At 48.9% G+C, this 15,018-nt stretch carries 11 protein-coding genes, 2 rRNA genes and 1 pseudogene (1 of these 14 only partly in view); 2 read left to right on the forward strand and 12 right to left on the reverse strand.

Annotation, left to right across the window (positions count from 1 at the left end; translation table 11 throughout):
- Positions 1 to 23: 23 nt before the first annotated feature.
- The 5 genes from WC959_03495 to WC959_03515 form a co-directional block, all read right to left on the reverse strand.
- A complete protein-coding gene (locus WC959_03495) occupies positions 24 to 1,361 on the reverse strand; it encodes an FN3 domain-containing metallophosphoesterase family protein (protein MFA5688202.1) in 1,338 nt (445 codons plus the stop codon).
- A gap of 83 nt (positions 1,362 to 1,444) precedes the next feature.
- Positions 1,445 to 2,194: a PEP-CTERM sorting domain-containing protein gene (locus tag WC959_03500; protein MFA5688203.1), complete on the reverse strand. Its 750-nt coding sequence runs from the start codon at positions 2,192 to 2,194 to the stop codon at positions 1,445 to 1,447.
- A 141-nt stretch (positions 2,195 to 2,335) separates the two neighbouring features.
- On the reverse strand, positions 2,336 to 3,118 hold the full coding sequence (locus WC959_03505) for a hypothetical protein (GenBank protein ID MFA5688204.1): 783 nt from the start codon (positions 3,116 to 3,118) through the stop codon (positions 2,336 to 2,338).
- Positions 3,115 to 4,182 (reverse strand): metallophosphoesterase, encoded by a 1,068-nt coding sequence (locus WC959_03510; GenBank protein MFA5688205.1) that lies wholly within the window; start codon positions 4,180 to 4,182, stop codon positions 3,115 to 3,117. Before WC959_03510 ends, WC959_03505 begins: the two co-directional genes overlap by 4 nt.
- A 271-nt stretch (positions 4,183 to 4,453) precedes the next feature.
- Positions 4,454 to 5,770 carry a Gfo/Idh/MocA family oxidoreductase gene (locus tag WC959_03515; GenBank protein ID MFA5688206.1) on the reverse strand — a complete coding sequence of 439 codons (1,317 nt, stop codon included), beginning with the start codon at positions 5,768 to 5,770 and terminating at the stop codon, positions 4,454 to 4,456.
- Positions 5,771 to 5,862: 92 nt separating this feature from the next.
- Here WC959_03515 and WC959_03520 point away from each other — a divergent pair, with 92 nt between their 5' ends.
- The gene (locus WC959_03520; protein MFA5688207.1) at positions 5,863 to 6,642 is read left to right on the forward strand and encodes an AraC family transcriptional regulator; all 780 of its coding nucleotides are present in this window, start codon (positions 5,863 to 5,865) and stop codon (positions 6,640 to 6,642) included.
- 13 nt (positions 6,643 to 6,655) lie between these two features.
- Here the strand turns inward: WC959_03520 and WC959_03525 are convergent, their stop codons facing one another.
- Both WC959_03525 and WC959_03530 read right to left on the reverse strand, forming a co-directional pair.
- Complete coding sequence (locus tag WC959_03525) at positions 6,656 to 7,726, reverse strand: LacI family DNA-binding transcriptional regulator (protein MFA5688208.1); 1,071 nt, start codon at positions 7,724 to 7,726, stop codon at positions 6,656 to 6,658.
- A 72-nt stretch (positions 7,727 to 7,798) separates the two neighbouring features.
- Positions 7,799 to 9,157 carry a phosphatidylserine/phosphatidylglycerophosphate/cardiolipin synthase family protein gene (locus tag WC959_03530; protein MFA5688209.1) on the reverse strand — a complete coding sequence of 453 codons (1,359 nt, stop codon included), beginning with the start codon at positions 9,155 to 9,157 and terminating at the stop codon, positions 7,799 to 7,801.
- A gap of 125 nt (positions 9,158 to 9,282) precedes the next feature.
- Between WC959_03530 and bamA the strand changes: the two genes are divergently transcribed.
- Positions 9,283 to 11,679, forward strand: coding sequence for an outer membrane protein assembly factor BamA (bamA, locus tag WC959_03535; protein MFA5688210.1), 2,397 nt, complete (start codon positions 9,283 to 9,285; stop codon positions 11,677 to 11,679).
- Positions 11,680 to 11,730: 51 nt separating this feature from the next.
- Here bamA and rpmB read toward each other — a convergent pair whose 3' ends face one another.
- The 5 genes and pseudogenes from rpmB to WC959_03560 form a co-directional block, all read right to left on the reverse strand.
- The gene (gene rpmB, locus WC959_03540) at positions 11,731 to 11,958 is read right to left on the reverse strand and encodes a 50S ribosomal protein L28 (protein MFA5688211.1); all 228 of its coding nucleotides are present in this window, start codon (positions 11,956 to 11,958) and stop codon (positions 11,731 to 11,733) included.
- A gap of 100 nt (positions 11,959 to 12,058) precedes the next feature.
- Positions 12,059 to 12,754 carry a lipoyl(octanoyl) transferase LipB gene (gene lipB / locus WC959_03545; GenBank protein MFA5688212.1) on the reverse strand — a complete coding sequence of 232 codons (696 nt, stop codon included), beginning with the start codon at positions 12,752 to 12,754 and terminating at the stop codon, positions 12,059 to 12,061.
- 127 nt (positions 12,755 to 12,881) lie between these two features.
- Positions 12,882 to 13,040, reverse strand: a pseudogene (locus WC959_03550) (transposase).
- A gap of 96 nt (positions 13,041 to 13,136) precedes the next feature.
- A 5S ribosomal RNA gene (rrf, locus tag WC959_03555) occupies positions 13,137 to 13,251 on the reverse strand.
- A 142-nt stretch (positions 13,252 to 13,393) separates the two neighbouring features.
- Positions 13,394 to 15,018, reverse strand: a 23S ribosomal RNA gene (locus WC959_03560) (it continues 1,313 nt past the right edge of the window).

The following is a 15,018-nucleotide window of genomic DNA, read 5'->3' on the forward strand; positions in this document are numbered from 1 at the left end:
CAAATATATACGCACTGTTTTTGCTATGGAATATCATAGTCAAACAATTCAACGACTGTTCCGGTTTTAAAATTTTCAACAGAACCGTCCGGAAAAATTTCGCACCGGTCAAAAACTTCTCCGTTTTCATATTTCATTTCAAGCTGCAGCCGGTCATTCAGTACCAAGACCTGCACGCCGGATGTATCAAGGTCACCGCCGGGCCCGTCCACCGTCACCACCGGAAACACATACGGCTCACCGCTGTACAGTTTTTTCTGCGGTGCAGACAAAGCATACACACGGTTGGTTTGCGGAACAGAACGTGTATAAAAATGCGTATGGCCGCTGATCCACAGATGAATACGGTTTTCCGGATTGCGTCCGGTTAACGCGCCGTCGGCCAAGCGGCCCGTCACTTCTGTAATATATTTTCCGGGATGCGAATACGGCGCCGCATGCGCCAGCACAATCCGGAACTTCGCCTGCCGGAATTCAGGCATTTCAACCACACCGTCCAGCCACTCCTTCTGTTCCTGGATAAACTCTTTTTCCACTGCATTAATGCCGCTGAAATGATGCGTCAGCGCATGCGCGGCGCGGTCTTCGCCGGTATCAAGCACAATATAAAACACATCGCCGCACCGGAAACTGAAATAGGTGCTGCCGTTCAGCGCTGGAAAATAAGAACACCACCGGCTCGCTTCCATACCGCGCCATTCATGATTTCCGCGTACAAACAGAAACGGCCGGCTGCAGCCGCCGAGCGCCGTCGTCTTATCAACAATCCCGGCGAGTATATCCTGCTCAATATTATCCACATGATAATACAGATCGCCGAGCAGCACCGTAAAACGGGCATCTTTCATGCCGCCGTCATAATAATTCTGTAAAATCGAATGGCGGCGCAGCGTGGAAAACTGCAGATCGGCGGTAACAAAAAACGAATACGGTTCCGCATCCGGTGAAAACGAGTGAAACGTAAACGCACCGTTTTCTATGATTGTAAGCTGCGGTTTGCGGGATCTTTCATCCTCCCAGTATTCGCGGTCCGTCAACCGCTTTTCAGACGGATTCAACAGTACAATCCGGTATTCATATTCCGCACCGGATTGTAAGCCGGTCAATCGGACTGGATGATAACTCACTGTATCGAGCAGCTGTCCCGCCACGGCATCCCACGCGCACATCCATTCATCAGCGGAATTTTTCAACCGGTATTCAACACCGGCACCTGTATTACAATCCGTGGTAAAACCGATTGTCATCGCACCGGTATCCGGATAGGTCAGCCACGGACCATGCGTAAGACGCGGACTCGCGTTGGAAATTAATCCGGCACATAACCAGAATAACCAGACATTGGATTTAATTGTAAACATAGCCACTCCTTCACATGCCGCCTGTCAGACAAAAAATGCGCGGAAAAATTTCCGCGCATTTTTAATCAGGTGTTTAATTCAGTTTACCGCACAATTTTTTTCTTGCGCATGAAATATGCAATCAGTCCGCCCAGTCCAAGAATTCCAACCGTCGCCGGTTCGGGAACAGCCGTAAATTTAAATTCTGTAACTTTAACATTCATATCTGCTGCAACACGATATCCGTCAATGTAAAGGCCAACAGCCTGTATGTCATCAAACACAACGGCGTCTTGGGAATTCGCATCAAAAAAATAATCAGTTGTACTAATTACGCGCCACGCAGTATCCAGCGGATCAACCGTTATCGTAGTACTAGCAGAGGCGTTGTCTTTTATTGTGTCCGACACATACCATATTCCACCTTGATTTATAATAAATCGATAATCAATTGTTGTCTGACCCCCGCCAGATGCCGAAACAGCAGCAGATAATAAGGAGTCGCCAACATTAGCCACACTTACGTTACTGCTTGGCTCCCAACAAAGCATACCAGTCATAGCATTAGTGGAGTTTATATCCTGGCAGTAGATTCGTAATAACATCTGAGATGCCTGAACTTGCAATGCCGGACTAAAATCAGAAGCCGACGACCAGGAATATTTAAATCCGCCGTAAATTTGATTATTAGCAAACAAAGCATTCTCTGAAAAATTCCAAACCTTACTGCCAGTTCCAACATACTCATCCTCTGTCCGGCCTGCACCGCTGGTCGGCGTCCAATCAATTAACACCGCAGAAAAACTGAGTGCCGCCATGAATAATACAACTATCCCTGTTGTCAACTTCTTCATCTCTACCTCCTTGTTGTTTATTTATGTGTACTTGTTATGATTCATCTAACATGAACGAATTTTATAATACACCGCCGATCGATCAAAAAAATGTTAAATTATCAAGTTTAAATTTTACGTAAAAACATCTGCAAACCTCAACTATTCCATATCGGATAAAATTTCCGCTGTCGCGGTAAAACTGTTCAGCTTAAAATTAATTTGCTGGTTGGAACCTGAACCGGAACGCGCGCCGCGCATATAAAATCCGACGGCTTCAACATCATTAAAGTCGACCAGAGAAACCATTTCGCCCAGCAAATAATTTTCCGGCGTAAGCACTGTCCATGATGCTGTTGCCGGATGAATAACGAATGCACCGTCTGGCGCTGAAACGCAGTTCGGCCAGGAGACATAAAATACACCGCCCTGTTTAACTACATAGCGAACATCCCAGTTTACAACGGTTGATCCGCCAGTAAATGCCATACTCAGCGTACTGTTCGTGCTGAACCGCGCAGCACTGGAGTTCGCGCCGCTCAGGAAATCCTGTTTCGCCCAAAGAATGATACCAGTCACCATATTCGTATTTTCATTACCTTCTCCAAAACGCGGGTCGACCATCAAATTAAAATATCCGGGGGTATCAGCACTGGCTTTATAAAACCGGAGAGATGGAATATACGTATTGGTCGCGCCAAAAGTCCACGTGCTAGTAACTCCGCCGTAAATCGTCGAATTGGTTCCGCGCTGCAAAGTATCCGTGAGCAGCGCATGCTCTTCTGAAAACACCCACATACAGCTGTAGCCGCTGTTTGTATTCGCCGCGCCGGAAGCATTCACGGTTGTTGTAATATCCTGCCAGCTGAACTGTACAATTGCCTCTTCAGAAAAACCGGCGGCAGCGCACAACAGACAAATTGTGATCAAAACCATGTGTTTCATACTAATCCACTGAGTTGGAAACTGAACTGCGAACCGAGTCCGACTGCAAAATAATCACGGTACGGCGAATAATCGCGAACCTGCACCGTTTTCCCATCTGCGAGAAACCGGAGAATGCGCAGTGAACCGTCGTCATAAATTGTGCCATTTCCGGCAGCGAATCCGGTGCGCGGCATCGGGCGCGTTCCGCGCTGATAATTCACCAGCATCTGGTGCACCATATTTCCGGCGTCACCGGCGCTTTGTAAAAATCCAAGACCACTGCCCATCACGTGTCCGTTAATCGCCATTTGCACCTGCGGATGTTTTTTCAGCAGCTTCTGCCAGAGTTCCTCACCGTCGTTGGCATCCGCTTTAACAGCAGAATAGCTGTGCGGATTCCATTGCTGCGCTTCGCCTTTACTGGTCCAGTCGTAGCGCGTACTGTCATAATAAAGATAGGCGTGCGTGAACATGATGGTGTTGCAGTCGGAATGTTCTGAAAGAACAGTATCCGCCCACTCCACCGTTTCATTGCGCGGTCCCCACTCTAATGCCAGCAGCAGCCATTTTTTTCCGGCAGCTTCAAAAATGTGATATGTATTTTCCATTTCACCGGAAACCATTGCACCGCCGAACGTCGGCCATGCAGAATATTTCGCATACGGAAAATAGGTGTTCATCAACGTTGACCGTCCGCCGCCGGAATAATCATGATTCCCTGACACGATCGCATAAGGAATATGTCCGTCCAGAATCGAAAATCCGGCTTGCGCATTCTGCCATTCGTCCTCATGATTATGGTTAGTAATATCACCGAGCTGAATGACATATTTAATATTCAGCGCATCTTTATTTGCCACAATCCAGCGCGCCTGACTGTTAAATACCTCTGTATAACCGGAACTTACCGGATCGTAAACATCTGTATAATACTGAATGTCCGGCAGCACGATCAGTGTCCAGTCATTCCGCGCCGCTTCCAGCGCAAAAGAAAATGCGTCCAATTTTCCGGCGCACATCAGTGCCGATGCCGCAACAGTGTTTCCTAAAAAGTTGCGACGGCTTATATGATGTATGCTCATTTGTCGTTCTTGATTTGTCATACTGATTGCATATATGATTCCACCTTGAAAAATTAACAAATATAAATCAAGTCATCATCAGGTTTACGTAAAAATAGCAACAAAATTGCGCTCAAGCATCAAAGCTGAACGTTCGTCCAAGCAACAGAATCCAATCATTTACATTGTTGCTGGCATTTAGCACCTGTATAATGCGACGCCGAAACCCGGTATATCCGTGACCTATATAATTATTATTCAGCCTCTCAGCGCAGTTCCTCTAAACATTACATTATGGCAGATAAAGCAGATCGTCCACATTCACCGGCGCCCCGGTTTCAAACGAACGATTCGCCGCAATCCCGGTTAAAATTGACCGCGCACCGTCCAGATGCCCGGCGGCGCGCCCGAGCGGATCAGGCTCTGTACCGGACGCAAAAATATCGCGCTGCAGAAGAATATCGCCGCCGCCATGTCCGCCAACTGCCTCCGGCGGTTCCACCGTATAAGGCTTCTCCCAGTGCGGGAATACTGTAATTTTCTGTGTATTACTGCGCGACTCACCGATCTGTCCGCTGGCGGCGCTGATATAGGATTTTTCAAATTCATCCAACTCAATCCGTCCTTTTGTTCCATTCAATGCAATCCGGTATCCTTCCCACGGAGAGTATGCTGTGAGCGAATATGACATCTGCACACCGTTACGATAACGCACGAGAACGTTCATTGTATCTTCAATACTGATTCCGTCGCCGAATACATTTTGGTCGCGCAGATAATGATCGCATCTTTCCGCGTTATAATACAGCCCTTCCAGCCGTTCGCCGTCTTTCAGGCTCAACGCAAACGGATCACCTGCCGCTTCCGGTGATGTACCGCGCAGATAATTATGCGTTTCACCGCGCGCTTCGGCATTTGCTTTCCCATAAAAAAACAGATGACCGAAACCGAAAACGGTTTCCGGTGAACTGTTAATCCACCAGCTTACCAAATCGAAATGGTGCGTTGCCTTATGCACCATTAAACCGCCGGAATTACGTTTATCCCGATGCCACCGCCGGAAATAATCGGCGCCGTGGACTGTATCGAGCAGCCATTCGAAATGAATCGATTTTACATCGCCGATTACACCTGACATCAGCAGTTCTTTCACTTTGCTGCGTACCGGAGAATAACGGTAGTTGAATGTGACGCGCAGTGCTTTCCCGCTGCGTTCCACCGCATCCAGAATCGCTTTGCATTTTTGAATGTCAGTCGTCATCGGTTTTTCTGTTACCGCATCGCACCCGGCGTCAAGCGCACGGATAATATATTCGTGATGCATACGATCGATGCAGGTCACTATCACGCAATCAGGTTTCTGATCCGCCAGCATCCGGTCAAATTCCGATGCGTGATAAACCGGCACCGGCGGCGCATTAAATTTTTCTTTAAATAAATTGTTGTAAAAACCCATGCGGACTTCGTTTGTATCGCAAAGACCGCACAGCTTGGATGTGTCTTTGTATGTTGTTAACAACGGGATACTGAACATTTCGGAACGGCCGCCGGTACCGACAATAACGTACCGGCGACGGGACAAAGGTGCGGTGTTTGTTTTAATTTTCATACGCATACTGTATTCGCGGCTAAGTAATCTTGTAAATATCTGCATCGCTCAATTACTTGACATTTTCGCTCATAAAAATCTATCGTGCCGTTATGCTTACATACCTTGGTTATGGATTGCGACAGTACGGCCAAAAACCTTTTGCTCCCGTTATCCGGAATTACTGGGAATTTCAGGCTGTTATTAACGGTGAAATCGGAATACTTTTCCCGGAAGGTCCGGATTTTCTGCACTCCCGGACGCTATGGATATTTCCTCCCAAATATCAACACGGATGGACCGGAAATTCATCTAAACCGGCGGAAGTCGCCGTTTTTCAATTCCGTTCAATTCCGCCGGCAATTGAGCATTACTGTGAAACATCCGCTTCGGGATATTTAATCATCAGCCTGACTGCAGCGCAATGCAGCCAATTGCGACAGTTAACAGAAGATGCAAAGTCGTATCAGACTGATTTCGGACAGGGCGCATTTATCTGCCATCAGCATATTCTTTTTGAGCTCTGCTTTCTAGCTTATACGGCGTGCGTTAAACAGCATGGCGAACATATCCGATCGCATTCTCAGCAATGTGTGCAAAAGGCGCTCCAATGGTATAACGATCACATGGAAGACAACCCAGGGCAGCTGGATATTGCAAAAGCCGCCGGAGTTTCTGTCGCCCATCTCCGCCGGCTCTTTCATGAAGTTTTTGAACGTTCACCGCGCGATGTTATTGCGCAGATAAAATTTGACCGCGCAATTCAGTTAATGAGTACCCCGGGCATTAAACTGATAGAAGTTGCTGAACGCTGCGGGTTCCAAAGCGCCAGCGCATTCTCCCGCGCCTTCAAAACATTTTTCGGGTACGCTCCGGTTTACTGGCGAAAATAATGTTTATAAGCAGCTACATATATAATGGACAGGGTTCCAGCGATGACCCAATCCGGCGTGTTGTTTTTCCTGCGACCCAGAAACCTGAACAAACCTGTTGCCCCGGCATTTTTGGAATGCCTTTTTCACCGCGCCGCACCAGATTCACCAGCATATCTGTAGCCGCCGCACCAATCGCCGCCGCATTCTGATGAATGCCGGAAATAATCCCGTGATCTTCCGACGGATGATCCAGCACCGCCACGCCGATATCATCAGGAACTTTAATTCCGGCGGCCGGCAGTTTCAGATAAAGCGATGTTTCCAGCGTAATTACTGCTTCAAGCTTATTCTTCTGAATCCACTGAACCGCGTGCAAAAGATTGAGCTGATCATAAAACAAAACCGGCAGATGAAGCTTCCGTGCATTTCCCCAAAACAAATACGCTGACGTCCAACGGTGCCGTGTCCGGACATCTAATGTTCGTCCCAGTAGAAAACCAATTCGCCGGTAACCGAGATTTTCCAGCTCATGCAGTGCCGAAAACATGCCGTCCAGATGATCATGCCGGACGCAGTCAAAACGCGGTGCGTCCATCGTTTCGGAAAGCTCAACGACGCTGAAATGGTCCCAGTTAAACGCAAACAGTTTTTTGCCGGTCTGCAGAACATCTTCGCTCAACGGCGCAATCATCACGCCGTCAATTCCGCGCGTCCACAGCATCTTGCTCATTTTCTCCGATGTCATTCCCGGCTGACGCAACCAGAATGGCTCCAATTCATACCCGTATTCCAGCGCACGCGCTTTTGCTCCTTCAAAATTTTCGCGGTGATGGCTCCACTTTTTCCAGCCGTTTTCAGTTGTATCACTCGTTAAAAACGCCAGCCGTTCGCCAGCCTGAATATACGGCACGCGCGCCAGGGTCGCCATCGCTTTCGCCACTTTCGGATTCGGACGGTACTTCAACTCTTTCGCGATTTTCTGAATACGGGCGCGGGTGTCTTTAGCAATCCGTGAATCATCGCGCAGCGCCAGCGAAACCGTCATACGTGACACACCCGCTTTTTCCGCAATATCTCTTAAACAAACGGCGTTCTTCTTCATCTCGTATTGACTATAAACAGAACCGTGCCGTACATAAATCTCAATGTTGCGTCATTTTTATATCTCTAAAATTTAAAGATACTGCGCAAAACGGGCAAAAAACAGCTCTTTAAGAGTGATGTCGATTTCGAATGTTTCTGTAGAAAGCCCCTGCCCTTGTTTAAGTAAACCGGCGGCAATCATTTCGACAGTATCTTTGTCGGACGTGAAAATATTGAGTTCATAATTTTTGTGCAGGCTTAAATCATCGAAATTGGCTGATCCGAAGCACGCCCATTGATCGTAAACGGCGGCTTTGACGTGAGTCATGCCGGGATAGATGAAAACACGCACACCGTGGTCGAGCAGCAGTTTGACCGTTTTTTTATTCGCGCTGATTCCAATCCCGTGATTAACGTCACGCGGAACAGTAACACGTACATCCACACCGCGTTTGCGCGCGGCACAAAGCTGATATACAATGGGCATATTCCACAGATATGGATTTTCAATATAGATACGCTGTTTCGCATTTTTAATTGCGCGCAGCTGACCTTTATAAATGTGAGCGCGGAATGGTGTGGTGACAGCAAAAAAAATGTGTTCCGGCAGATGCGCAGGATTTTCAATGGTCTGTTCCGGTTTTTGACGGGTACCGCCGGCGTATTCCCAGGATTCATTGAAATAGTTTTTTAATAAATTTACTGCCGGACCGGTGATTTCAAACATGGCATCGCGCCAGTCATAGCGGTATTCACGCCCGATATTCATGCCGCCGAAATAAGCAAGGTCATCGATCAGAAAATATTTAGAATGTTCTGAGGTCATCAGAGTGTGGCACGCGCGTTGCAGAGCGATTCCACCGGCGGCAAGATAATGGACCATGTCGCGGACTTCATATATATAGTTTTTCGGCAGCGACGGCGCATGCACATTCCACGCCATGCGCGTACCGGCAGAGTCGTAAAGAACCCGCACCGGAATTTCCTGCGCCTTTTCAATCAGCAGATCGGCGATTTTTTTAGCAACGTCATCATTATCGAAAATATAGGTTTTCAGATCGATCCGGCGGGTTGCACTGAGAATGGAATTTTTGAATTCAGGAAAAAAAGCATCGCCGTTTAACAGCATTTTAATTTCACCGGCCACTGGATCGCCGCTTCTCCGGTGCAGCCATCTTGTCATAATTTCGGGTTTCATTTCTTCGCCGGTGGAACAGATTGCCGGAACATTGCGAATTTTCAAAACCGGGAAAGATACGTAACGCCGCCACGACGACAAAAGCACCTCTGTCCAGAATGTTTTTATCCGCCAGCCGATTTCCGCGGTATCACTCATCGGATACTTGGCAATTTCCACCGTATTATCATAGGCAATCTGCCGCCCAAGCGTGCTGCATCCGGTGGCAGAAAGCAGGATGAGGACAAGAATATCATGTAAAAAAAATTTCATGAGTCAGCAGGAACCTAGCACGGGATACACCACAAACTGAACTGTTAATTTAGCCGGCGAAATTTAATTATTAAATTATTCATTCTTCCACTCATTGGAAATTCCGTTTATTCTCCCTGTTCTGTATGAAAAGTTTTATTCGGTTTTTGGGTCTTACAGCTGCTGCCGGAATTGCTATGCCGGTTTTTGCACTGACGCTGAATGACGTGCGCATTGAGAATATTGAAAAAACGCCGCTGGATGCGACATTTGTGCGGGCCTACACCTCACTGCGCGCCGGTCAGGAAGTTGAAAATGAAGAAGAACTGAATGCAGCGGTGGCGCGCGATGTGGATAATCTGCGCCGCTCCGGCCGGTTTTCATATGTACGTGCATTCGTAGAACGCGAGGACGGCACGTATAATTTAGTATACAGCGTGGCGGGCCGGTCGCGGCTGAGAACGTTGAATGTGATGACTGACGGGCGTATAAGCAGCCGGAAAGTCCGGCAGCAGCTCGAACTGAAGCCCGGCGATTATATCGATGAAGCTGTCGTTGGCGAAAAGGCCCGCAAGGCAGAAGCGTACTGCCGGAAAAATAAATATCCGGGAGCTGAAGTAAAATGGGAGCTGACGCCGGATGAAATACTCGGCACGGTGGATGTCATCATTACGGTGCACGAAGGCGCGCGCATGCGCGTAAAGAAAATTGATTTTTCCGGCGATCATTTCGCGAGTGACAGCCGTACAGCTAAAACCGGACGCTTCTTTGCTCAGCTTGTTCCGCGCGGCAAAACCAGCAAAGATCCGGCGGCGGATGTGGTTCGCAGTGAATTACGCCGGGAGCTGAAACAAAAAAAGACGTGGTGGATTACGCCGTGGTTTGGAGCATATCACCCAGAATACACCGAAGCAGACGTGGCAGCAATCCGTCAGTTTTATTTGAATCGCGGCTATCTGGATGTAGAGGTGGAACAGCCGGATTTAACAAGCCTGGGCCGCGGTGCACTGAAACTGAGCTATACCGTTGCCGAAGGCATCCAGTACCGGATCGGCACAATTGAGCTCGATGGCATAACACTGTTTGACGAGGTTGAGGTTGAGCGCCAGATTCGTTTGCGTACCGGCGATATTGCTTCGCGCGCCGCCATTCATTCCGCCGCCGATGCGGTGAATCATTATTACGGTAACCGCGGTTATATTAAGAATTATGTGACGCCGCAGATCACCACCGATCCTGAAACAAAAACAGCCGATATCCGTTTCAATGTTCACGAAGGCGAGCTGGCAACAATTAATGAAATCCTCATTCGCGGCAACGAAAAAACAAAAGATGAAGTTCTGCGGCGCGAGCTGGCAGTATATCCCGGCGAGCAGTTTCATCAGCAGCGCGTTGAGACCAGTGAGAACCGGCTGCGGAATCTCGGGTTTTTTGAAATCGTCAGCAGCTCGTATGATGAAACAGACGGCAGTGTGACAAATGCTTATGACCTGACATTCAAGGTAAAAGAAAAACCGACCGGCAGTTTTCTGATCGGTGCCGGTTTTTCAAGTGTAGATAATCTCGTTGGTTTCGCCGAACTCTCGCAGGGTAATTTTGATATTTTCAACTGGCCGCCGGTCGGCGGCGGACAAAAAATGAAACTGCGTGTGCAGGCGGGAACGAAACGGAACGACGTTGAAATTTCATTTATTGAACCGTGGTTTCTGGATCGCCAGCTTGCATTCGGCATCGATCTCTATCACCGCGAAGCTGGTTATTATAGCGATAAATATGATTTGATCACCACCGGCGCGCGCCTTTCATTAACCAAGCCGCTGGGCACTTTCACACGCGGCACACTCAGTTATGCATTCGAACGGTTTGAAATTGACGACCTGCACCGTGACGCGCCGGTTGAAGTTGTGAGAGAAGAAGCAGACGGCGCACGGTTGAAATCCACAGTCGGGTTCACCTTGTCCCGCGATACACGCGACCAGTTTTATATTCCGACACGCGGCAACTATTCTGCCGCCAAAGCCGAAATTTCCGGCGGACCGCTCGGCGCAGATACCGATATTTATCTGCTCGAACTTCGCTCGTCGCAGTTCTGGAGCATCGGCGATCACGTCTTTAATCTAAAGGGTGCAATCTCTACGGTAGACGGTTATAACAGCAGTGACGTTTCCGTCTTCGACCGTCTCTACCTTGGCGGTCCGCGCACCGTCCGCGCTTTCAAATACCGTCGCGTCAGCCCGCGTTCTCGAGGGCCGGATGCTGACGAACCGATTGGCGGTTACAGCAGCTGGTATATGACCGCGGAATATACCATGCCGCTATGGAATAAAATTCGCGGCGCCGTGTTCTATGATATCGGTACTGTAACAGACGATACGTTTGATTTTGGCAACCGGGGCGATATTAATTCCGGTTACGGTATCGGCATCCGTCTCGATCTGCCGATGTTCCCGATCCGGCTGGATTACGCTATTCCGCATTTGCGGGACGATGATAACAACAGCAGCAGCGGCCGCTTTAACTTCCTGATCGGCCATACATTCTAACAAAAAACCCGCTCAAAAGAGCGGGTTATGCAATTTGTCCGAAAAGCAGATTTATGCCTTGGTGACCTGCCCTGAACGGATTGCTTTGGCAGAGACCCAAACACGTTTAACAGTTCCGTTTTCATCGCGCACGCGAATACGCTGCAGATTCGCTTTAAACGTGCGTTTTGTGGCGCTGGTGATGTGCAAACCGATCCCGCCCTTGCTTTTTCTCAACCCCTTACGGACGATCCGGCGGCCTGAAAGGGTTCCTTTTCCTGTTACTGCACACTTAGCCATGACAATTTCCTCACAATCTCAAAATTATTTCAAAAGAGCGCTTAACTTACGGGCACTCTGCCTCGATAGCAAGCGCAATATCACAAAAAACTCAGACGGATTACGATCCGGCAAAATTTGCCAGCGGCGAATTCTCGAGCGCCGGAAAAATTTTAAGTTCCCGTTCGCAGACAGTAGAAAAATTTTGCAGCAGACGGTCACGCACCTCATTCAGCGCCGGACACTTTTCACCGAGTACAGTCTGCATAGACGCTACCGGCTGGCCGATAAGTCCGCACGGCACGATGGTTTGGAATCCGGTGAGATCAAGATTTACATTAAAGCTCATACCGTGAAATGAAACCCACCGTTTTAAACGGAATCCGATGGCGGCAACTTTACCCTGCTCTGTCCAGGCACCGTTTTTACCCTCAACACGGAATCCGTCGATGCCGAAATCAGCGAGTGTACGAAGCGCAACTTCCTCGAGATTCCCGAGATAGCCGTGCGAATCCGCTCCGCGTCCGCCGAGATACAGAATCGGATACAGCACCCACTGCCCCGGAGCATGATAGGTGACATCGCCCCCGCGTTCGGCGTGAAAAAGTTCGATGCCGCGTTTTTTATACTCCTCGCGCGGCAGCAGCAGAAAATTATCACGGCCGCGCGTGCCGAGCGTTATCGTCGGCGTGTGCTGCAGAATCAGAATAGTATCGGGAATTTCGCCGTTCTGACGCGCAGTCAGCAGACAGTGCTGTAAATTAAGTCCGTATTGATACGGCACCGGTTTTTCAAATTGTATCGCAAAAGACTTCATCTTTTCAGGGAATAATAGAATACGGGAATGATGGATGATTGGACGGGAAAATCAATCAGAGACGCTAAACATAAGATATGTGATTCATTCAGCTCAACACCAGCATCTCCGGCAGTTTTTCTCATGGCCCTTTATCACGCCAACACTGAATCTGCGATGCGTGTTCTTCCAGTCCCCGGAGCAGCAGATCCCGCCACGGCGTATCGGTGCACAAGATCCAGAAAACAGCATTGACATGACCTTAATCGCCCCGGCTACCGGCTTTGCCGGGAAGCAGAGGATCCAAGCAGCCCCCGAGTTTTTATCTAAAATATCATGCTCGCCGATGTAAAGGATATGATTATAAAAAAACCGTTCTGAGTAATCAGAACGGTTTAAAAAGATTCGGCAGCGTGCTACTCTCCCGTAGTCGATTCTACAGTACCATCGCCGCAGAGAGGCTTAACTTCCGTGTTCGGAATGGGAACGGGTGGATCCCTCTCGCTATAGCCACCGAAAAAAGCGGTTTTCAGTTCACAGTTTTCGGTTTACAGTTCCAAGCTGTATAACTCTGAACCCGGAACACAAAACTCTGAACATCATTAAAAATGAATTGCATAGATTAGGGAACTGCACAGCATGTGTGCCGTTAAAAAAGTAAAGGTTAAGCCGCACGACTAATTAGTACTGGTCAGCTCAACGCGTCACCGCGCTTACACACCCAGCCTATCAACGTCCTGGTCTAGAACGAGTCTTCAGGACCTTACGGTCAGGGAAGTATTATCTCAGAGGGGGCTTGGCGCTTAGATGCTTTCAGCGCTTATCCTTTCCGTACATAGCTACCCAGCGATGCTCCTGGCGGAACAACTGGAACACCAGAGGTACGTTAATCCTGGTCCTCTCGTACTAAGGATTAATCTCTTCAAACTTCCTGCGCCCACGGTGGATAAAGACCAAACTGTCTCACGACGTTCTGAACCCAGCTCGCGTACCGCTTTAATTGGCGAACAGCCAAACCCTTGGGACCTTCTTCAGCCCCAGGATGCGGTGAGCCGACATCGAGGTGCCAAACGACTGCGTCGATATGGACTCTTGGCAGTCATCAGCCTGTTATCCCCGGAGTACCTTTTATCCGTTGAGCGACGGCGCTACCACTAGCAACCGCCGGATCACTTAGACCTGCTTTCGCACCTGCTCGACTTGTGGGTCTCGCAGTTAAGCTCCCTTCTACCTATACGCTCTACGCATGATTGCTGACCATGCTGAGGGAACCTTCGCGCTCCTCCGTTACTCTTTAGGAGGAAACCGCCCCAGTCAAACTGACCCTCTGACACTGTTCCCTGCCCGGTTTCACGGGTCAAGGTTAGAATTCCGTCTACTCAAGACTGGTATTTCACCAATGGCTCCACTGTGCCTTACGACTCAGCTTCAAAGCCTCCCAGCTATCCTACACATAAGCAGCCAAAACCCAATATCAGATTACAGTAAAGGTTCACGGGGTCTTTCCGTCCTACCGCGGGTATCCGGCATTTTCACCGGAACTACAACTTCACCGAGATGATTGTCGAGACAGTGTGGCCATCGTTACACGATTCGTGCAGGTCGGAACTTACCCGACAAGGAATTTCGCTACCTTAGGACCGTTATAGTTACGGCCGACATTCACCGGGGCTTCGGGTCGGAGCTTGCACCCCTTGCCTTAACCTTTCGGCATTGGTCACGTGTCACACCATATACATCCTCTTACGAGTTAGCATAGTGCTATGTTTTTGATAAACAGTCGCAGCCACCCTTTCATTGCACCTCTCTCGAGCTTACAGAGTAAATCATTCACTCAAAAGAGGACCCCTTCTTCCGAAGATACGGGGTTAATTTGCCGAGTTCCTTAACAATCTTTCTCTCGCGCGCCTTGGAATATTCTTCCATCCTACCTGTGTCGGTTTTGGTACGGTCACCTGTTGAACTCGCTAGGAGCTTTTCTTGGCAGCAGAGCATCGGCTGATCCACTTTGGCCGTAGCCGCAGCGTCCCGTCACTTCTCAGAGTTGTCCCAACGGATTTGCCTATCGGAACCTCCTACAAGTTTGGACTGCCATTTCCAATCGGCAGCCAGCTTAGCTTCCTGCGTCCCTCCATCACTCAAATGTTCAACCGGCAGTACGGGAATATTAAACCCGTTTCCCATCGTCTACGCTTTTCAGCCTGGACTTAGGGGCCGACTAACCCTGGGCGGACGAACCTTCCCCAGGAAACCTTAGGATTTCGGCGGACAGGACTCTCACCTGT

The sequence above is a fragment of the Kiritimatiellales bacterium genome, assembly GCA_041656295.1.
Lineage (GTDB): Bacteria > Verrucomicrobiota > Kiritimatiellia > Kiritimatiellales > Tichowtungiaceae > Tichowtungia.